Annotated in this window: 18 protein-coding genes; 7 read left to right on the forward strand and 11 right to left on the reverse strand. The window is 60.8% G+C overall.

Annotated elements, in window-relative coordinates; translation table 11 throughout:
• Positions 1 to 138: 138 nt before the first annotated feature.
• Positions 139 to 990, forward strand: a complete 852-nt coding sequence (locus C7U61_RS15925) for a MurR/RpiR family transcriptional regulator (RefSeq protein WP_106999131.1) — start codon at positions 139 to 141, stop codon at positions 988 to 990.
• Positions 991 to 995: 5 nt separating this feature from the next.
• On the opposite strand, the gene C7U61_RS15930 is transcribed toward C7U61_RS15925, so the two are convergent.
• The 9 genes from C7U61_RS15930 to C7U61_RS15970 all read right to left on the reverse strand — a co-directional run bounded on the left by C7U61_RS15930 (position 996) and on the right by C7U61_RS15970 (position 10,800).
• The gene (locus C7U61_RS15930; protein ID WP_106998980.1) at positions 996 to 2,579 is read right to left on the reverse strand and encodes an FGGY-family carbohydrate kinase; all 1,584 of its coding nucleotides are present in this window, start codon (positions 2,577 to 2,579) and stop codon (positions 996 to 998) included.
• A gap of 20 nt (positions 2,580 to 2,599) precedes the next feature.
• The gene (locus C7U61_RS15935; protein WP_106998981.1) at positions 2,600 to 3,274 is read right to left on the reverse strand and encodes an HAD family hydrolase; all 675 of its coding nucleotides are present in this window, start codon (positions 3,272 to 3,274) and stop codon (positions 2,600 to 2,602) included.
• Between the two features lie 101 nt (positions 3,275 to 3,375).
• Complete coding sequence (locus tag C7U61_RS15940) at positions 3,376 to 4,857, reverse strand: mannitol dehydrogenase family protein (RefSeq protein WP_106998982.1); 1,482 nt, start codon at positions 4,855 to 4,857, stop codon at positions 3,376 to 3,378.
• A 142-nt stretch (positions 4,858 to 4,999) separates the two neighbouring features.
• Positions 5,000 to 6,004: an ABC transporter ATP-binding protein gene (locus C7U61_RS15945; RefSeq protein WP_106998983.1), complete on the reverse strand. Its 1,005-nt coding sequence runs from the start codon at positions 6,002 to 6,004 to the stop codon at positions 5,000 to 5,002.
• Positions 6,005 to 6,023: 19 nt separating this feature from the next.
• Positions 6,024 to 6,854 carry a carbohydrate ABC transporter permease gene (locus tag C7U61_RS15950; protein WP_106998984.1) on the reverse strand — a complete coding sequence of 277 codons (831 nt, stop codon included), beginning with the start codon at positions 6,852 to 6,854 and terminating at the stop codon, positions 6,024 to 6,026.
• Between the two features lies 1 nt (position 6,855).
• The gene (locus tag C7U61_RS15955; RefSeq protein ID WP_106998985.1) at positions 6,856 to 7,728 is read right to left on the reverse strand and encodes a sugar ABC transporter permease; all 873 of its coding nucleotides are present in this window, start codon (positions 7,726 to 7,728) and stop codon (positions 6,856 to 6,858) included.
• A gap of 145 nt (positions 7,729 to 7,873) precedes the next feature.
• Positions 7,874 to 9,190 (reverse strand): sugar ABC transporter substrate-binding protein, encoded by a 1,317-nt coding sequence (locus C7U61_RS15960; protein ID WP_106999132.1) that lies wholly within the window; start codon positions 9,188 to 9,190, stop codon positions 7,874 to 7,876.
• Between the two features lie 145 nt (positions 9,191 to 9,335).
• Complete coding sequence (locus C7U61_RS15965; protein ID WP_106998986.1) at positions 9,336 to 10,289, reverse strand: sugar-binding transcriptional regulator; 954 nt, start codon at positions 10,287 to 10,289, stop codon at positions 9,336 to 9,338.
• Positions 10,290 to 10,344: 55 nt separating this feature from the next.
• Entirely contained in the window at positions 10,345 to 10,800 is a 456-nt protein-coding gene (locus C7U61_RS15970) for an RbsD/FucU family protein (RefSeq protein ID WP_106998987.1), read from the reverse strand.
• Positions 10,801 to 11,020: 220 nt separating this feature from the next.
• Here C7U61_RS15970 and C7U61_RS15975 point away from each other — a divergent pair, with 220 nt between their 5' ends.
• The 6 genes from C7U61_RS15975 to C7U61_RS16000 all read left to right on the forward strand — a co-directional run bounded on the left by C7U61_RS15975 (position 11,021) and on the right by C7U61_RS16000 (position 17,558).
• On the forward strand, positions 11,021 to 11,680 hold the full coding sequence (locus tag C7U61_RS15975) for a response regulator transcription factor (protein ID WP_106998988.1): 660 nt from the start codon (positions 11,021 to 11,023) through the stop codon (positions 11,678 to 11,680).
• Positions 11,677 to 13,038 carry an ATP-binding protein gene (locus tag C7U61_RS15980; protein WP_106998989.1) on the forward strand — a complete coding sequence of 454 codons (1,362 nt, stop codon included), beginning with the start codon at positions 11,677 to 11,679 and terminating at the stop codon, positions 13,036 to 13,038. The genes C7U61_RS15975 and C7U61_RS15980 overlap by 4 nt, the downstream gene beginning before the upstream one ends.
• A gap of 101 nt (positions 13,039 to 13,139) precedes the next feature.
• Positions 13,140 to 14,066, forward strand: a complete 927-nt coding sequence (locus C7U61_RS15985; RefSeq protein ID WP_106998990.1) for an ROK family protein — start codon at positions 13,140 to 13,142, stop codon at positions 14,064 to 14,066.
• Positions 14,056 to 14,766: a copper homeostasis protein CutC gene (locus tag C7U61_RS15990; protein ID WP_106998991.1), complete on the forward strand. Its 711-nt coding sequence runs from the start codon at positions 14,056 to 14,058 to the stop codon at positions 14,764 to 14,766. Before C7U61_RS15985 ends, C7U61_RS15990 begins: the two co-directional genes overlap by 11 nt.
• Before the next feature lie 240 nt (positions 14,767 to 15,006).
• Positions 15,007 to 15,888, forward strand: a complete 882-nt coding sequence (locus C7U61_RS15995; RefSeq protein ID WP_106998992.1) for a DUF6030 family protein — start codon at positions 15,007 to 15,009, stop codon at positions 15,886 to 15,888.
• 209 nt (positions 15,889 to 16,097) lie between these two features.
• Complete coding sequence (locus C7U61_RS16000) at positions 16,098 to 17,558, forward strand: DHA2 family efflux MFS transporter permease subunit (protein ID WP_106998993.1); 1,461 nt, start codon at positions 16,098 to 16,100, stop codon at positions 17,556 to 17,558.
• Here the strand turns inward: C7U61_RS16000 and C7U61_RS16005 are convergent.
• Both C7U61_RS16005 and C7U61_RS16010 read right to left on the reverse strand, forming a co-directional pair.
• Positions 17,555 to 19,105, reverse strand: coding sequence for a SpoVR family protein (locus C7U61_RS16005; RefSeq protein ID WP_106999133.1), 1,551 nt, complete (start codon positions 19,103 to 19,105; stop codon positions 17,555 to 17,557). The two genes, C7U61_RS16000 and C7U61_RS16005, sit on opposite strands and share 4 nt — an antisense overlap.
• Positions 19,105 to 20,376, reverse strand: coding sequence for a YeaH/YhbH family protein (locus C7U61_RS16010; protein WP_106998994.1), 1,272 nt, complete (start codon positions 20,374 to 20,376; stop codon positions 19,105 to 19,107). Before C7U61_RS16010 ends, C7U61_RS16005 begins: the two co-directional genes overlap by 1 nt.
• Positions 20,377 to 20,392: the final 16 nt, after the last annotated feature.

Genomic DNA, 20,392 nt, shown 5'->3' on the forward strand with positions numbered 1-20,392 from the left:
TGCACTAATATATTCTGTAGGCCACATTAAGAATAACAACCGCAACAAGAACGGCGCCCGGATCGGAATTGAATAGCCAATGGGGCGTAGAAATTGGCGCGACACAACATCGAAAAGACCACCAAAGAGGCGCAAATTTTGGAAGACCTTAGCCAGAAACTTAGACAATATATAAAGATCGGCACTCCGGCCGAACGAAGAATTGCTAAGTATTTCTCCGAGCATTTGAACGAACTACCGTTCGAGACAGCCTCCTCCGTCGCCGACAGGCTGGAATTGAGCCCGATGACGGTAGGTCGGTTTCTGCGGTCGCTCGGCTATCATGGTCTGGACGGCATAAAGGTTCACCTCAAGGAAAATGCACCCAGCGTCACCTCGCAATTGCCCAATATCCTGGAACAGTTGCAGAAGGATGCGAGCGAAGGGCACCCGCTTGCAACGCAGATTGCCGAGCTGGTCGAGATGCTGCAGCATATCTACAAGCTCGCCGGCCAGCCGCAATGGCGCGACGCGGTTTCGACAATTCTGTCCTCCGGAAATGTCTTCGTCACCTCACACCCCAATCTCGCCGGGATCGGTCGCTATTTCCGCGATCGCCTCATCTTTGCCCGCGATCAGGTGCTCTTCCTCGACGGCGCCAATGGCAGCTATATCGAGCTGTTCGGCAAGCCCGCCGAGGACGGACTGCTCGTTATCATCGACTCCCCGAGCTTCGTCGCGTCACGGCTTCTGGCTCGCTCGGCTCGTCGGGCAGGCTACAAGGTATTGCTGGTGACAGGCCAATTCACGGAATGGGCGCATGAATTCTCAAACATCACGCTGTCCTTGCCGCCGCAGCACGCCAACAGCCGCGAAAATCTTTCAGCCATAATGGCGCTGCTGGAATATCTGGCAACTTCGGTTGCTCAGGCAGTGGGTGAAACGGCGGAAACAAGAGCGCGCCGTATAGAAGAGCTTCGGGGCATGTTCGCCCAGGCACCGCTCCGGTAAACTGCCTATTCCATGGCGTCCAGCTCCGCGCGGTGGCGATACATGGCGAGGAAACGCCGGTAGTCGCGATCGTAGTGCTTCCTCTTTTCGGCATTCGGCAGCCGCTCATGACCGCCCGGATACATGGCGACGCCGGCAACTCCGAGACTTTCATGAATCCCGCAGGAGACGGAGGCAGCAATTGCCGTGCCCAGGAGCACCGTCTCGTTCATCTTCGGGATCACGACCTTGCAGCCGGTCACGTCGGAATAAAGCTCCATCAGCACCGAATTCTTTACATGGCCGCCGGCGACATGCAGCGTGTCGGGCACGTAGCCGTAATCGCGCATCCGATCCAGGATATGGCGAATGCCGAGCGCAATGCCGACGCTGGTGCGCCAGTACAGTCGGCAAAGGCCATCGAAGGAGGCGTCCAACGTCATGCCGCTGATGACACCCAGCGCATGTGGATCGGCAAGCGGCGAGCGATTGCCGTGAAAATCGGGCAGCACATGGATACGCCCGCCAAGGGTATCGCCCTCCTCCAGCCGCAATTCCGCGATCCGCCGGACGATCCGGTCGTGCAAAGCCGCTGTCGGCGGCCCGCCGGCCGCATGCATGCTGACGATATGGTCGAGCAGCGCGCCCGTGGCCGACTGCCCGGCCTCGGCAAGCCACATGCCTGGAAAGACAGCTTCATAATAAGGCCCCCACATGCCGGTGCTGCGCTTGCGCTCACGCGCAAAGGAAACCACGCAGCTCGAGGTTCCGGCGATCAATGCCAGTTGATGCTCCAGCATGTCGGCGTCGCCGGCATGGGCTGCAAGCGCGCCAAGCGCGCCCGCATAGGCATCGATCAAGCCCGCGCCGACATGGCATTCACGGTCGAGACCCAGCGCTTGCGCCGCTTCGGCCGTCAGCGTGCCGATGGACCGGCCGACGGCGACGCTCTCGTCGGGCAGGCTGCCGCGCTCGCGCAGATCGCCAAGGCCGATCACATTGAGAAAATCGGCCTGCCAGCCGGGTTCGCGATGCGCGAGATAGTTCCATTTCGCCACCAGCGTCGACCGCGACCGCGCAAGCGAACCGGTGGCCTTCCACGTCATGAAATCGGCAAGGTCGAAAAAGTAGCCGGCCTGCGCCCAGCTTTCCGGCAGGTTTTCCTTCACCCACATCAGCTTCGGCATTTCCATTTCGGGCGACATGAACTCGCCGGAATATTCGAGCACCGCATGCCGCGTCGCCGTACAGTAATCCGCCTCGGCCAGCGCCCGATGATCGAGCCAGACAATGGTGTCGAACCGCTTCTCGCCGCCGGTGGACACGGTGAGCTGACGACCATCCCGGTCGCGCACGACCAGCGAACAGGTCGCATCGAAGCCGATCGCGCCAACGACGGAGGAATCGACGCCTGCAGCCTTCATCGCGGCGCGAACGGCGATGCAGACGGCAGCCCATATGTCTTCGGAATCATGCTCGGCATGGTTCTCACGCGGGCGATTCATCAGGATCGGATGTTCGCTTTTGCCCAGCAGTGAGCCGCCCGCCGTGAAGACACCGGCGCGCGCGCTGCCTGTGCCGATATCGACCGCAACCACGTGATCACGCATGCAAAAGAGGTCCCGCCCACTTATCTCTTGTTGCGGACAAGTTGTATCAATTCCGGCATCGCGTCAAACACGACTTCCGGCGAAAGCTGCTCCAACTCCGCCCGGTAGCTCGGCGAATGAGCATGCGATCCGCCGGTAAAGGCGAACACCGTCATGCCGGCGGCGCGCGCCGCCGTAATCCCCGCCGGACTGTCTTCGACGACGATGCATTCCTTCGGCGCCACACCCATTTTTTCGGCCGCATAAAGAAAGAGATCCGGCGCCGGCTTGCCGCGTTTCACCATGCTGGCGCTGAAGATATTCGGCTCCAGCCTGTCGAGGAGACCGGTCACGCCGAGCGAGAGGCGGATGCGCTCCAGCTGGCTGGACGAGGCAACGCAACGCGGCAGCGGAAGCACATCCAGCGTCGCGGCGATCCCTTCGATCGGCTTCAGCTCGTGTTTGAAGCGCTCGTAGAGATCGTTGCGGATGCGATCGAGAAACGCCTGGTCGATAAAGACGTCGAATTCCGTCTGCATCGTATCGACGAGCGTCGCCAGGCTCTTGCCCAGGAAGCGGCTATAGACATCCTCCTCGCTCATCTTCACCCCGACATCATGCATCGCCTGGATGAGCACGCTGACCGACAGCGGCTCGCTGTCGACAAGCACACCATCGCAATCGAAGATTACGAGCCCTGTTCCCGCATCCGCCATCACAGATCCAACCTGAATTCTATTCGTAGTCCCGCCCTATCCGAAACACCGGCAAGACAATGGAAAACGGCCGGAACAGGAGAAGTCCGGCCGTTCGAAAATCATTCCGCGAGTTTGTTGTCCAAGTATAGCTGCAGGGTGACGCGGGTACCCTTTTCCCACAGCGTTTTCAGTGCATGCGCGAAGCGCTTGCGGAAGAGATCGGATTTGGCGACTTCGCCGAAGATGTCGTCGAACACCAGGAAAGCATTCGGATCGTCCTTCGCCTTGAGTGCCGCTTCATGCAGCCGGTCGGCGCTGGTGTCGTTGAAGGCGATCTCCTTGCCGCTGTCGCTCTTACCGGCGAAGTAGCGGCACCACAGCGCCGAGACGAGCGACAGGCCGACGATATCCTCGCCGCGGCGAAGACGATCGGCCGTCGATGGCAGGATGAATTTCGGCTGGCGATTGGAGCCGTCCTGAGCCAGGCGCGGTATGGTGTCGGCAATCTTCGGATTGGAGAAACGCCGTTCGATCAGCTTGAAATAATCCGCAAGCACCGTATTCGGCACCGGCGGGATGACGGGGATGATCTCGTCATTTTCAAGTTTGGCGAGGAAGGCGCGGATCAGCGGCTCTTCCATGGCCTCATGCACGAAATGGATATCCATCAGAGCCGCCGGATAGGCAATTGCCGCATGGCCGCCGTTGAGGATGCGGATCTTCATGTGCTCATAGGGCGTGACATCGGGCACGAAGGTCACGCCGACCTTTTCCAGCGCCGGTCGTCCGGCAGGGAAATTATCTTCCAGCACCCATTGCTTGAACTCTTCGCAATAGACCGGCCAGTTGTCCTCGATATCGAAAGCTTCTTTGAGCAAGTCGATTTCGCGCGCACCCGTTGCAGGTGTGATGCGGTCCACCATGCCGTTCGGGAAGGCGACATTCGCGGCAATCCAGTCGGCAAAGGCCGGATCGGACAGCTTCGCCGTACCGACGACGGCGGCTTTGGTGACGCCGCCATTATGGGGAATGTTATCGCAGGACATGACGGTGAAAGGCTGCAGGCCGGCGGCGCGCCGCGCCTGGAGGCCGGCCACGATCAGCCCGAACACCGTCTTCGGCGTATCCGGATTCTGTCCGTCGGCAACGATCGCCGGATGGGCGGGGTTGAACTTGCCCGAGGCATCGATGAAGTAGCCACCCTCGGTGATCGTCATCGACACGATGCGGATCGCGGGATCGGCAAACTTGGCGATGATGGCCTTGGCATCGCCGACAGGAAGGATATCGATCATGGGCGCGGTCACGCGCGCAGCCGTGCGATTATTGTCCTGCTCGACGACGGTCGTCAGGAAATCCTGAGCGGCAAGCTTTTCCCGCATGGCCGCATCGGACGGCAGCACGCCGGCGCCGATGATCGCCCAGTCGTGATTCTGGCCGGCATTGAAAAGATCGTCGAGATAGACGGCCTGATGGGCGCGATGGAAATTGCCGACACCGAAATGCACGATGCCCGCCGAAAGCGACTTCCGGTCATAGGCAGGAATGGCCGCTTTTGCCGCCGCCTGCTGGAGAGTTGCGAGCGATAATTTGCACGTCATGTCTCTGGTCCTTCTAAAGGTCTTTGGCTCCGGGGGCTGGGGGACCGCGCCGGCTGGTATGCTTGCCCGCCCGCAAGGATCGATCGATGCGGACGAGAGAAATGTACGTTGAGCGTGCGCCGATCGCGCACGGCCAACGTCTTCAGGCTGCGATCGCCATTCCCTCGGCGTTGAACCGATGGATATGCGCCCTGTCGGGCGTGAGGTAGACGGTATCGCCGGCGCGGGCCGGAAAATCGCCGGAGCCGCGTGCCGTCACCGTGCCGATCCCGTCGACATCGATATGCAGGAAGGTATCGGAGCCGAGATGCTCGGCCACGAGCACCTTGCCTTGCCAGTCGCCCGAGGTGGTGGACAGCACCATATGCTCCGGGCGCACGCCGATCGTGTCGCCGCCGAGGCTCTGGGCATAGGCGCCCTTGACGAAATTCATCTTCGGCGAGCCGATGAAGCCGGCGACGAAGAGATTGCGCGGGCTGCGATAGAGTTCCAGCGGCGAGCCGACCTGCTCGATATTGCCGCGATTAAGCACGACGATCTTGTCCGCCATGGTCATGGCCTCGACCTGATCGTGCGTCACGTAGACCATCGTCGTCTTCAGCTGCTGATGCAGCTCGCTGATTTCGAGGCGCATGTTGACGCGCAATGCCGCGTCGAGGTTCGACAAGGGCTCGTCGAACAGGAAGGCTGCCGGCTGGCGCACGATGGCGCGGCCGATGGCGACACGCTGGCGCTGACCGCCGGACAGCTGGCGCGGCTTGCGGTCCAGATAATCGGTCAGGTTCAGGACGCGCGCGGCGTCTTCGACCTTCCTATCGATTTCCGCCTGCGGCATGCTGGCCATCTTCAGCGGAAAGGCGATGTTCTTGCGCACGCTCATATGCGGATAGAGCGCATAGGACTGGAACACCATGGCCAGGCGGCGTTCGGACGGCGCGCTCTGCGTGGCGTCCTTGCCGTCGATCACGATCTTGCCGCCGGATACATCCTCGAGGCCGGCGATCAGACGCAGGAGCGTGGACTTGCCACAGCCCGATGGGCCGACGAAGACGACGAACTCGCCATCCTTGATCTCTAGATCGATCGACGGAATGACCTTGGCTTCGCCGAAGACCTTCGAGACTTTTTGAAGGGTAATGCTGCCCATGTTTCTCTCCCTGGAGTCTTTATTTGACCGCGCCGAAGGTCAGGCCGCGGACGAGTTGCTTTTGGCTGAACCAGCCGAGAATGAGAATCGGAGCGATCGCCATGGTCGAAGCCGCCGAAAGCTTGGCATAGAACAATCCCTCGGGGCTGGAATAGGAGGCGATGAAGGTCGTCAGCGGCGCCGCGTTCGACGTGCTGAGATTGAGCGTCCAGAAGGCCTCGTTCCAGGCAAGGATGATGTTGAGCAGCAGCGTCGACGCAATGCCCGGAATGGCCATCGGCGTCAGCACATAAACGATTTCCTTCATCAGGCTGGCGCCATCCATGCGGGCTGCTTCGAGAATCTCGCCGGGAATTTCCTTGAAATAGGTGTAGAGCATCCAGACGATGATCGGCAGGTCGATCAGCGTCAGCACCGCCACCAGTCCGATACGGCTGTCGAGCAGGCCGCTGTTGCGGAAGATCAGATAGATCGGGATCAGCGCGCCGACGGGCGGCATCATCTTGGTCGACAGCATCCACATCAGCACATCTTTCGTGCGCTTGGTCGGCGAAAAGGCCATGGCCCAGGCGGCGGGAATGGCGATGATGAGGCCGAGGATCGTCGAGCCGAATGCGATGATGACCGAATTGAAGAAATGCAGGAAATAATCGGAACGCGCCTGCACCTCGGAATAGTTTTCCGTCGTCCAGTGGAAGAAGAGCAGCTGCGGCGGTGTCGCCACCGCATCGCCTTCCGTCTTGAAGCTGGTCAGCAGCGTCCACAGGATCGGGAAGAAGATCAGGATGGCGATCGCCCAGGCGACGACGGAGACGACGACCTTGCGACGGGTAGAAACGCTGCGAGCCATCTTACGCCTCCAGATTCTTGCCGACGATGCGGACGAGAAAGATTGCGACGATATTGGCAAGAACCACCGCCACGATACCGCCGGCGGACGCGCCGCCGATGTCGAACTGCAGCAGAGCCTGCGAATAAATGAGATAGGTGAGATTCGTGCTGTCCGTTCCCGGACCGCCATTGGTCGTAACCAGGATTTCCGCGAAGACGGAGAGCAGGAAGATCGTCTCGATCAGGATGACGACGGTAATCGCGCGGGCCATGTGCGGCAGAACGATGTAGATGAGGCGCGAGAAGAAGCCGGCGCCGTCCATTTCGGCCGCTTCCTTCTGCTCCTCGTCCAGCGACTGCAAGGCCGTCAGCATGATCAGCGTCGCAAAGGGCAGCCACTGCCAGGCAACGATGATGACGATCGAAAACAGTGGCACGCTAGCCAGCCAGTCGATCGGCTGAAGGCCGACCAATTTGAAAAGATAGGCAAAGAGCCCGTTGACCGGGTTCATGAACATGTTCTTCCAGACCAGCGCCGCAACCGTGGGCATGACGAAGAACGGCGCTATCACCAGGATGCGCACGATCCCTTGGCCGAACATCGGCTGATCCAGAAGAAGCGCGAGCGCGATGCCGCCGACGATCGTGATGACGAGCACGCCTCCGACCAGCACGAGCGTATTCATCAAAGCGCCAAAGAAGGCCGGATCCGTGAGAAAGAACTCGTAGTTCGTAAAGCCGATAAAATCCGGCGGCACAGGATTCAGGAGATTGTAGTTCAGCGTCGAGAAATAGATCGTCATCACGAGCGGGACGATCATCCACGCAAAGAGGAGCAGAACCGAAGGCGCCATCATGATGCGCGCGGTGGAACGGGTGTGCAACGTTGCCATAGCAAGGACCGACCTATCTTTAAGCAGGGAGAGGTGACCGCGGACCGGCTGAAACAAAAGGGCCGCCAAGGGCAGTTCGGCGCTCGGCGGCCTAGAGGAAAGCAGTGCTCGAGAGGGGGCACTGCTTTCCGATCGGTTCGAAGACTTACTTCGGGTAGCCGGCCTTCTTCATTTCGCGGGTGGTGAGCTGCTGCGAAGCCTTGAGAGCCTGATCGACCGAGATCTGGCCGGCGAGAGCGGCCGAGAACTGCTGGCCGACGGCCGTGCCGATACCCTGGAATTCAGGAATGGCAACGAACTGGACGCCGACATAGGGAACCGGCTTGACGGTCGGATGGGTCGGATCGGCCGAGTTGATCGAGTCGAGCGTCATCTTGGCGAAAGGTGCTGCCTTCTGGTAGTCCGCATTCGCATAGAGCGAGGTGCGGGTGCCGGGAGGTGCGTTCAGCCAGCCTTCCTTCTGAGCGACGAGATTGGTGTAGTCCTTGCTCGTTGCCCAGGAGATGAACTTTTCAGCAGCTTCCATCTTCTTCGATGACGCCGGGATGGCAAGGTTCCATGCCCAGAGCCAGTTGCCGCGCTTGCCGAGGCCCTTGTCCGGGGCCAGTGCGAAGCCAACCTTGTCGGCAACCTTCGACTGCTTCGGATCGGAAACGAAGGAGGCGGCAACCGTCGCGTCGATCCACATGCCGCACTTGCCGGTCTGGAACAGCGAGAGGTTTTCGTTGAAGCCGTTGGACGAAGCGCCCGGAGGGCCGGCGTCCTTCATCAGCTTGACGTAGAAGTCGAGCGTGTCCTTCCATTCGGGCTGGTCAAATTGTGCATTCCACTGCTCGTCGAACCAGCGCGCGCCGAACGAGTTCGACATCGCCGTCAGGAATGCCATGTTCTCGCCCCAGCCCGCCTTGCCTCGAAGGCAGATGCCGTAGACTTCATGATCCTTGTCGGTGATCTTGCGGGCAGCATCGGCGATGAAATCCCAGGTCGGCGCATCCGGCATCTTGAGGCCGGCCTTCTCGAACAGGTCCTTGCGATACATGACCATCGAGCTTTCGCCGTAGAACGGTGCTGCGTAGAGCTTGCCGTCGGTGGTCAGGCCGCTGCGAATGGCCGGGAGAAGGTCATCCACATCGTAGTTCTTGTCGGCGGACAGCTTGTCGAGCGAGGCAAGCCAGCCGAGCTTGCTCCAGATCGGCACTTCATAGGTGCCGATGGTGAGCACGTCATATTGGCCTGCCTTGGTCGCGATGTCGGTCGTAACCTTCTGGCGCAATACGTTTTCTTCAAGCGTGACCCATTGCAGGTCGATGCCGGGGTTCTTGGCTTTGAAATCGTCCGTCAGCTTCTGCATACGGACCATGTCGCCGTTGTTGACAGTCGCAATCGTGAGGGTTTCGGCAGACGCCAGGCCAGCAAACATCAGAGCCGAGCAAGCGCCCAGCAGTAAAGTTTTCAATTTCATATCTTCCTCCCAGAAGACTAAAATGAGCATTCGCTTTGCTCGTGGGCAATTACTCACTCCTTGCGGCAAAATGTCAAGGCAGATTCGTTGCTGCATTGCCGAGCAAGGAGCCTATCCTTTTGTTTCCATAAGGGAAATTTTTTGCTCAGGCTTTGAGCAAAAATTCGGCCACTGCCTCGTCGGTGATCAAACCATTGATCTGGCCGCCGACAACAGCAGCCTTGATTGCCTGGAATTTACGCCGTCCCTTGGCGATTCCGATGACGCTACAGGTATCGCGTGACGGCAGGGGCGCACTGGCGACGCGTTCATTGACATCGTTCGGCATGAGCTTGCCATTGCCATCGAAAACCCATCCGCAGATCTCGCCCGCGGCGCCCCGGTCCATCAGCGCCAGCATCTCGTCCTTTTCCAAGAAGCCGTCGAGGCAGAGCGGCGCCTCGACGCCCATCTCACCGACGCCGACGAATGTCACGTCGGCCTGAGCGCTGATATCGAGCGTCGAGCGCACCAGCGCCTGCGCATGCAACAGCTCGCGCTCCTCCGCGGAAGACACCAGTACCGGCAGCGGCATCGGAAAGTGCCGCGCCTTGACGACATCGGCCATGCTGAAGATGACGTTGTAATAGGCGGCCGAACCGTCGGGGCCGATATTGCCCGTGAGCGACACAACCCGATGCTGCAGACATTCGATCGCCGGCAGTTGATCGACCGCGGCCTTCAGCGTGCGCCCCGTGCCGATCGCCAGCACGATCGGGTCGGCCCGCCGCAGCCAGCGTTCGATTTCGGCTGCACCGGCTTCGGCGATGCCGATGGTGGAGGATGTGCTGTCCGGATCGCTCGGCACGACATCGACATGCCGCAGGTTGAATTTCTTCTTGAGCGCTGCCGCATATTCCAGACAGGCGGCGATCGGATGATCCAGCCGGACCTTGATCAGCCGCTCCGCGACGGCAAGCGACACCAGCCGCTGGGCCGACTGCCGGGATATTCCCATCGCGACGGCGATTTCGTCCTGCGTCCGGCCGGCGACATAATAGAGCCAACCGGCTCGCGCCGCATCGTCAAGCCGCCCCTGGGAATCCAGCTTTCTCGCCATCGCCTTCCTTTATCGAAACAGCGCCCTTGCCGCCATCCGGATCAAGAGTGCGGGGTCACTCAGCTTCCGGCGGGATGACGCCCTTGGTCAAGGTGAAACAACCGTAGAAACGGCGCTCACCGGTCTGAATGACGCAAAAAGCATCCTTGGCACGCTCGTAGAAGGCAAAACGCTCGACCGGCGTCAGCGGCCAATGCTTGCCTTCGGCCTTGTCGATCACGGCCTGGACTTCGCGCTGCACCTGCGGCACCTCATCCGGCGCACCAACCACTTCCATGCGTGCCGCCGCGTCATCGACGAAGGTATCGAGCGGCATCAGCGACAAGATTGCCGCAACCGCATCGGCGGACGACACATTGTCGATGCGAAGCAGCTCGCCCAGAACGGTCTGGCTGGCCACCGATTCAGCGGGGAAATTCGTATCGACGACGGCGAGCATATCGCCATGCCCCATGGATTTGAGTGCGTAGAGTACATCCGCATTCAACAGCGGCGAAATTCCCTTCAGCATGACCGATATCCTCCGATAGCCTGTGGCGGCAACCGTGCCGCTTCGTTCTTCGCGCAAACAAGTAACCATCACGTTTCTGTCTGTCCATAGGTCCCGGGAACGTTTTCGATGCGTCGGCGAACCATGAACTGTGTATCCAGCCATGGCTTATTTCAGCCGTTATTGACCCGATAGGTTCGTCGGCATTAACTGAAGTACGTTCAACGGTTGAGAGGTGCAGGTGCGCATTCTTGTGGTGGAGGACGACGACACGATCGGCGGCGCGGTTCGCGACCATATCGCGGCAGGGCCTCATGCCGTGGATTTGGTCAGAAACCTGACCGATGCGGAGGAGGTTACCAGCGCCGTGCAATACGGCCTCATCCTGCTGGATCTCCAGCTTCCGGATGGCAGCGGCATCGATTTCTTGAAGCAGTTACGCCGCAGGCCGGATGAAACGCCCGTCATCATCATGACGGCACGCGATCAGATTTCGGACCGCATCGAAGGCCTGAACAGCGGCGCTGACGATTACCTCGTCAAGCCGTTCAACCTCGGCGAGCTCACGGCCCGGATCCTAGCCGTTGCCCGGCGTTATGCCGGCAGCCCGCAGCCGACCCTGCGCTTTGACGACCTCGAAATTGACCAGCCACAGCGTCGCGTCAAGCTGGCGGGCAGGGATGTGATTCTGACGGGCCGGGAATGGGCCGTGCTCGATCTGCTGATCACCCGGCCGGGCGCCATCGTCTCCAAGGATAAGATAGAGGAAGCGCTCTACGCCTTCGGCTCCGAGATCGAGAGCAACACGGTGGAGGTTTATGTCAGCCGCCTGCGCAAGAAGATTGGCAAGGACCGCATAAGGACAGCCCGCGGCGTCGGCTATTGCCTGGGCGACCGATGAGTGAGCCCAAAACCGCAAGCCGTGCCAGCATCACCCGCCGCCTGATCACTGCGCTCACCGGCACCGTCGTCGTCTTCTGGCTGATTGCGGTCGGCATCGGCGTCTATGTCGTCAATAAAGAACTCTCCGAGACCTTCGACGGCACATTGCAGGAAACCGCCGAGCGCCTGCTGCCGCTGGTACTCGACGATCTCGCCAACCGCGACCGTTCCGGCGATCCTCAGAGCCTGGAAGAGCTCAATAAGGGCCTGAACCGGGAGTATCTGACCTATCAGGTGCTCGATGGGAACGGCAAGGTCATCCTGCACTCCCATGATGCTCCTCCAATCGCCTATGACGTGCCGTTGAAGATCGGCTTCCACAATACGTCGCGATACCGGATCTATACCGAATCCTCTGCCGACGGGACGATCTTCCTGCACGTGGCCGACGCCTTCAAGAACCGCCGCGAGGCATCGCGCGAAAGCGGCGTCGCGCTGCTCTGGCCGCTGCTGGCGCTCATTCCGGCGAGCATCATCGCCATCGGCATCATCGTCGGCCGATCGCTCCGACCGATCGACCGCCTGCGCTCCGAGATCGCCACCAAGGATGGCGGCAACATGGCGCCCATCGAGAGCGAAACACTGCCGCTCGAACTGCAGCCGATCGCCCGCTCCGTCAATCTGCTGCTGGAGCGCCTGCGGCTCGCCCTTGAAGCGGAGCGGGAATTCACCGCCAACAGCGCCCATGAGCTGCGCACTCCGATTGCTGGCGCCCTTGCCCAGACGCAGCGGCTGATTGCCGAGCTGCCGCAAGGGCAATTGACGGAACGCGCCGGCCGCATCGAGACGTCGCTCTCCAATCTCGGTCGGCTGGCCGAAAAGCTGCTGCAGCTTTCCCGCGCCCAGGCCGGGATCGGCGCCGGAGACAAACCGGCCGATCTTCTCGCCGTCATCGAAACCGTCATCGGCGATTACGACCGCGATACCGGCACGGCCGGCCGCGTCCTGCTGAAGAACGAGACTTCGGGAAAACTGATCCGCAATGTCGATATCGACGCCTTTGCGATCGTCATGCGCAACCTGATCGAAAACGCTTTGATCCATGGCCCGGCCGATGACGAAGTGACGGTCAGCGTCGACGACCGCACCGTCCGGGTCATCAATCGTGCAGCCGTCCTGTCCGCCCATGAGCTTGCCGGCCTTAAGAAGCGGTTCCGGCGCGGCAAGACGAAAGCGGCGGGCTCCGGCTTGGGATTGTCGATCGTCGAGCGCATCGTCGGCCAGATTGGCGGTCATCTCGATCTGCTGTCGCCGGCGACCGGCAGGACCGATGGTTTCGAAGCTAGAATTACCTTGCCGCTTCCGGCGGCGGATTGACGACACCCCCTCTCGGGACGGATTGCCCCGCAAAAGATGATCTTGCAAAGACCGGCAAAGGGTGCGAGCAAGTGCGCCATGTTTCCAGCAGGTCGGTATCCATGATCGTTTCCTTCGACATCGGCGGCAGCGCCATCAAGGGCGGCATTGCCCGCTCCATGACCGATATCGTTCCGCTGACGCGGCGCCCGACGCCCAGGCAGGAGTTCACAGAATTCGTCGCCGCCCTGCGCGACGTGATCGCGGAGGCGGAAGGCAAGCCGGATTGCCTCTCCTTCTCCATCGCCGGCGTCGTCGATCCCGATACGCAGGCGCTGACCTGCGCCAATATTCCCTGCATTCACGGCCGGCACCTTGCCGCCGACCTCGAAGCGGAACTTGGCTATCCAGTGCTGATTGCCAACGATGCGGATTGCTTCGCCATGGCCGAAGCCATGTCGGGCGCAGGCCGCGGCCATCGCATCGTGTTCGGCGCCATTCTCGGCACAGGCGTCGGCGGCGGTCTGGTCGCAGATGGCCGGCTGGTCAACGCTGCGGGCGGCTTTGCCGGGGAATGGGGCCATGGCCCGATCATCGCCTCCTTCGCCGGCAATCCGCCGATTGCCATTCCCGCCTATCCCTGCGGCTGCGGCCAGAAGGGCTGCGTCGACACCGTCGGCGGCGCCCGCGGCATCGAACGCCTGCACAGGACGCTTCATGGCCTGGAACTCTCCAGCGAGGAGATCATCGGCCAATGGCTGAAGGGCGAAAGCCGCGCGGAACGCACGATCGACGTTATGGTGGATCTGGTCGCCTCGCCACTTGCCCTCACCGTCAACATAACCGGGGCGACCATCGTGCCGGTCGGCGGCGGCCTTTCCAACGTCGAACCGCTCCTGGCAAGGCTGGACGAGGCGGTGCGTGCCCGCATCCTGCGCAAGTTCGGCAGACCGCTTGTCGTGCCCAGCGAGTGCAAGCTGGAACCGGGGCTCATCGGTGCCGCCCTGCTGGGCCTGCAATATGCCGGAGAGCATATCCATGCTGCTTGAGGTCTGCGTCGAGGATATTGCCGGCCTCAAGGCCGCCGTCGAGGGTGGCGGCGACCGCATCGAGCTTTGCAGTGCACTCCCTCTCGGCGGGCTGACGCCAAGTGCCGGGCTGATGGCCGCAGCCGCCAAGATGCCCGTCCCCGCATATGCAATTATTCGGCCGCGCGCCGGCAACTTCGTCTACTCGGCGGATGAACGTGATATCATGAAGCGCGATATCGACGCGACGCGCGCCGCCGGGCTGTCGGGTGTCGTGCTCGGTGCCTCCCTGCCGGATGGGCGGCTCGATGTTGACACGCTCACGGCTCTCGCTGCCCATGCGGAAGGCCTCGGCAAGACGCTGCACCGCACCTTCGATCTGGTACCCGACATCGAGGAAGCCGTCGATGCCGCGGTCTCCCTCGGCTTCGAGCGCATCCTGACATCCGGCGGCGCAAAGACCGCGGCGGAAGGGCTTGATATGCTCGAACAGGCGATTGCGGCCGCCGCCGGCCGCATCTCCATCATGCCCGGTTCCGGCGTGACGCTTGCGACGGTCGGCCACCTATGGCCGCGCCTGCAGATCAGTGAGATCCATGCCTCCTGCTCGGCAACCGTCTTCGAGACGGATGCGCGAGTCATCGCCCTCGGCTTCTCGGCGCCATCGGCCCGCCGCACGGATGCCGCCACCGTCAGGGCGCTGAAGGCATATTTCGCCTAAAGCTGACTGCATAGGACGGCAGCGGCTCTGCAGCAGGAGCCCCAAAGGCGGAAAGCCCGGAACACGAGAACCGGCCGCGCAAGATCGCGATCCGCTTTGAGCAACATCATGAATTGACAAAAGAAACATTAGAATGATCAATCGTTCATAAACGCATATGCTGTAGTCATGAACATGGCTGCGCAACATATAGTTATTGCAGCAAGGTAAGTTTCCTCGGGAGTAGCTGTGATCTGAATCATGTCGGTGGCGCCACCTCGCAAGAAAAGCAGGGCTGTCTTTTGGATTGCCGCCGTTGTCATCGGTTCGATCATCCTGGCAACTGCGCTCCTGGCTAACGATATGCATAATCTGCGGGCGCTGGATGATCGCTATCATCTCGATCTGTTTCCGAAACCGGAAGAACACGCAGCCGCACCGACCGCGCCCGTCCAGGAACAGCAGCCATCCCATGCAGTCACGCCTCAGGCGGCGGCACCGAAAGCATCAGCCCCGGCAGCACGAAACGTCCGGGTCAAGCCGGCGACGATTGCCGCCAAGACATCCGTCAAGAAAAGGTCCCATCTGCTGGACGAGCCCGTCGACGCGCTGCTGAGCGCCTTCGTGCGCAGCTGGCGGATATCGGGTCAGATGCTTTGCGCCGATCTCCGGAAGTTCGGCCTGTCCGTGGGCGAATGGCGGCAAAGCGAGCTGGGCGCCGGTACTTCGGAGTGCAGCTATGCCATCCAGAAGGGCACCTATGGCGATCCCAAGGCTGCATCCTTCTTTATCATCGCCCGAGGCAAACCATCAGGCGAAATCGATGCCATCCGCATCAAGGTCATCATGCCCGACAATGACGACGGCAAGGCCATTGCCGGCACCTTCGTCGACACTGTCGTCCTATTGCTGAACGAGACCCGCTGGCTGGACTTTCAGGCCGCGCTCGAGGCGATCGGCAAGCTGCAGGACGTGACGCTGCAAGCCTTCGGCGCCAAGCTTGCCTTTTTCAAGGAATTCCAGAGCAACAACAATTTCAACCTGCAGCTGGAATTGCGGAGAACATCGCCCGAGCAGCTGCGAACATCGATCGTCTTCGACAAGGCACGCTGGACATTGCCCTCTCCCCCATCGACCGACTGACCATATGGACTCCCGCCGATTTGAAAAGCCGGGTTCCTGTTGCGCTGCGCCATGGATGGTGTTCATATAGGCAGCGATTCCGAAGGTCGGCGGAACACCGGCCATCAGCATCATGTTTCCCGAGAGCACAACGCGGTTTCCGAAGGGATTCATGCAAATCGTCAAACGCGCCGGTCCGTCGGCCGGGCGTTGGAAAGCCGTTTCATTTCATGGATTCGATAGATCCCAATCCGCAGGGTCAGGCTTTTGCGGTCGAACGCAATCCCCGCCTGCGCTACATCATCCCCGCTGTGGTCGCAGTCGCCTTCCTGATGGAGCAGTTGGATTCGACCATTCTGATTACCGCCGTTCCCGATATCGCCAAGAGCCTCGATACGACACCGCTTCGCATGAATCTGGCTGTCACGACCTATATCCTGACGCTTGCCATGTTCATTCCGGTGAGCGGATGGTTTGCGGATCGCTTCGGCGCCCGGCGCATCTTCACGCTTTCCCTCTTCATCTTCACCATCGGTTCGATCCTCTGCGGACTGGCAACCAGCCTGCCGATGCTCATCGCCACGCGCGCGCTGCAGGGCTTCGGCGGCGCGATGATGACGCCGGTCGGGCGCCTCATCCTCATCCGCAGTTTTCCGCGCAGCCAGCTCGTGACTGCCATGACCTACATGACACTGCCCGCCGTCATGGGGCCTGTGATCGGGCCGGTACTTGGCGGCTTTCTGACAACCTATCTGTCCTGGCGCTGGATCTTCTGGGTAAACCTGCCCTTCGGACTGATCGGCATGGCCATGGCACTGCGCTATGTCGAGGATACAGAGCGCGGCGCGCCGATCAAATTCGATTTTCCCGGCTTCGTCATGGTCGGCCTCGGCTGCGTGCTGCTGCAATACGGCATCGAGAATATCGGCCGCCCGGCCATCCCCGTCTGGGCCATTGTCCTCACGCTTGCCGCCGCAGGTCTGCTGCTGGTGGGCTTCATCCGCTATGCGAAAAGCGTGGAGTCGCCAGCCGTGGATCTCACCCTCTTCAGGCTGCGCACCTTCCGCATCGGCACGCTTGCCGGTGGTATCTGTCGCGTCGGGTTGAACGGTGTGCCCTTCCTGCTGCCGCTGATGCTGCAGGTCGGCTTCGGCTTGAGTCCGATCGTATCGGGCACGCTGACCTTCGTCAGCGCCCTGAGCGCGCTGGCCGTACGGCCGGTCTCGGCAAAGCTGCTGAAGCTCTATGGGTTCGATCGCATGCTGACCTGGAGCGCCGTGTTCGGCGCCGCCGTGGTCGCGGGCTTTGCATTGATCACGCCCGATACGCCGCACTGGTTCATCATCGTCTACGTCTTCATCTTCGGGCTGGCGCGGGCCGGACAGTTCATGACGTCAAACACCCTGTCCTATTCCGATACCCCCGCGGCACAGCTCAGCCGCGCGACCAGCTTGGGCGGTGTGCTGCAGCAATTGAGCGTCAGCTTCGGCGTCTCCGTCGCCGCCATGCTTCTGGGGCTGGTGACTTTGGACGGCTCGCCGCTCACGCCGGACAAGTTCCATCTGGCCTTCCTGCTGATGGCGGTCATACCGCTGCTCGGCATACCCGGCTTCCTGAAACTGCAGCCCGAGGATGGCGTGCAGGTGAGCGGCCATCAACGCCAGCCGAAAACCAGCCGTAGTCGGGGCTAAGCCGCAAGTGCCGAAGCACGCGGATGAACGAGATGATCGCGAAGTACTGCGCCGGAGCGGTCGACTTCCTGCATCAGCACGTCATAGCTCCACAGATCGGCCAGATGCTGCAAGACGCGCTTTGCATCCATGTCGTCAAGCATCGCGCCGTTCAGCACCGTATGTTTGAGCAGCAGCCGCCTGTCGCCGGCAAGATCGACATCGACGATTTCGATATGGGGATCGATCCAGCCGACGTCATATTGCCGCGACAGCTCGCGGCGTATACGCCGATAGCCGCGCTCGTCATGAATGGCTGCAACCCTCAGCCCCTCTTCTTCCTCCGGATCATCCGTCAGCTGGAACATGCGCATCTTGCGCATCAGGTGCGGACTGAGGAACTGCGCAACAAAACTCTCGTCGCGATAATTGGCCCAAAGATCGCGCAGCACCGCCATGGCATCGCCGGTGCCGGCGATCTCCGGGAACCACTGGCGATCCTCCTCCTCCGGTTTCGTCACGATGCGCTCGATATCCTGCATCATGGCAAAGCCGATCGCGTAAGGATTGAGGCCGGAATAGCGGGGATCGTTGAAGGTCGGCTGGAAAACCACGTTGGTATGCGATTTCAAAAATTCCAGAAAATCGCCGTCGCCGATGCCGCCGAGCTCGTGCAGCCGCGTCATGATGCGATAGTGCACATAGGTCGCCGTGCCCTCGTTCATCACCTTGGTCTGGCTCTGCGGATAGAAATATTGCGCGACATGGCGCACGATGCGGATGATCTCACGCTGCCAGGGTTTCAGCCGCGGCGCCATCTTTTCCAGGAAATAGAGGATGTTCTCCTGCGGCAAACCGGCCAGCGCACGCCGGCGCTCCAGATCGAGGTCGTGGGTCTTCTTGCCAGGCCCGCTCGGAACCGTGCGCCAAAGATCGTTGAAAATCTTCTCGTCATATTCGCGCCGCTCGCGCTCGCGCTTCTCCTCGTCGCGCAGGTCCGGCGTCTTCTTGCCGGCATAGCGATGAACCCCATGCGACATCAGCGCATGGGCGGCATCCAGCGTGCGCTCGACGGCGGCGTGGCCATAGCGCTCCTCGCAGCGCGCGATGTAGCTCTTGGCGAAATTGAGATAGTCGAGAATGCCTTCGGCATCGGTCCAGAGCTTGAAGAGATAATTGTTCTTGAAGAAGTGATTGTGGCCGAAGGCGGCATGCGCGATGACGAGCGCCTGCATCGTCGCCGTATTCTCCTCCATGAGATAGGAGATGCAGGGCGAGCTGTTGATGACGATCTCATAGGCAAGGCCGCGCAGACCCTTGCGGTAAAAGGCCTCATGATGGGCGAAGTGCTTGCCGAAGGACCAGTGTTTGTAGAACAGCGGCATGCCGATCGAGGAATAGACGTCGAGCATCTGCTCGGCGGTGATGATCTCGATCTGGTTGGGATAGACATCGAGACCGAGGTCGTCGACAGCGATCTTTTCGCAGGCATCGTGAATTCGCTGGATGGTGGCGAAATCCCAGTCCGCGCCTTCGAAAAGCCGCTCCATCGATGCCTTCTTTGCCATCATCCGCTCCTTGTTTCCGCCGTCCGACGCTGGAAGAGATCGTGGAAGACCGGATAGATCTGGCTGCGATCGCTGACACGCCGCATGGAAAGCACCGGCCAGGCTGCCTGCATCCGCTCATAAAGCGACCAGATCGCCGAGCCCGACGATATCGCGACGCTGCGCGATTCCCCCACTTCGAGATAGGCAAAATATTGGCAGACGGGCAGGATCTCGCTCGTCATCAGAGCCGCCGTCGTCGCATTGTCGGAATAGGCATTGTCGCCGTCCGATGCCTGCGCCGCGTAGATGTTCCAGTCGGACGCCGGAAAGCGGTCACGCACGATCTGCCGCATCGCCTCGAGCGCACTCGAAACCTGGGTGCCGCCGGTCGCTGGGCTGCGGAAGAAGGTCTCCTCGTCCACCTCCTCAGCGACATCCGTGTGGCGGATGAACACGATCTCGACGCGGCGATACTGCCGGGTCAGAAAGATATAAAGCAGCATGTAGAAGCGCTTGGCGAGATCCTTCATATGCTCGGTCATCGAACCCGAGACATCCATCAGGCAGAACATGACGGCCTGCGCCACCGGTTTCGGCTCGTTCTCGAAGCGGCGATAGCGGATGTCGATCGGGTCGATATAGGGAATGCGCCGGACCTTCGATTCCAGCCTCTTGATCTCTTCTTCGAGCTGTGCGCGGCGCTTCTCGTCCGTGCACTCCTCGGCCTCCTCGATGAGCTTTTCGACCGTTTCCGGTTTCGGGCGGTGAAGCGCGACACGGCGCATCATGGCAAGGCGCATCGTGCGGTTGATGGCGAGGTTGGCGGGCGATCCCGTCACCGAATAGCCCGAGCGCACCGGGTTGATCTGATCCGCCGACATCAGGCGGCGCTTGGCAAGATCGGGCAATTCGAGATCGTCGAGGAAGAGATCGAGGAACTCGTCCCGCGTCAGAATGAAGCGGAAGGCATCCTCGCCGGAGCCGTCGCCACCTGCGCGGCCCTTGCCGCCGCCGCCTTCGGGCCGCGGCAGGATATCGCCTTCGATGAAGTCCTTGTTACCGGGAAGAATGTGTTCCTTCAGGCCCTCTGGGCCACGATGGAACCGAGGTTCCTCGGTTCCATCCAGGGGAATGCTGACTTCGCCACCCTTCAGAATGTCCTGAATGTCGCGATTTTGAGAGGATTCATAGACCGCTCTCTGCACCAGCGCTTTTGCTCTTCGCAAAAACCGTTGACGATTTTCCAGACTTTTTCCGCCTGGGTTCAGGCGCCTGTCAACAATGTGCATTCCTTCTTCCTTGGTG

The sequence above is a fragment of the Rhizobium sp. JAB6 genome (genome assembly GCF_003024605.1).
Classification (GTDB): Bacteria; Pseudomonadota; Alphaproteobacteria; order Rhizobiales; family Rhizobiaceae; genus Rhizobium.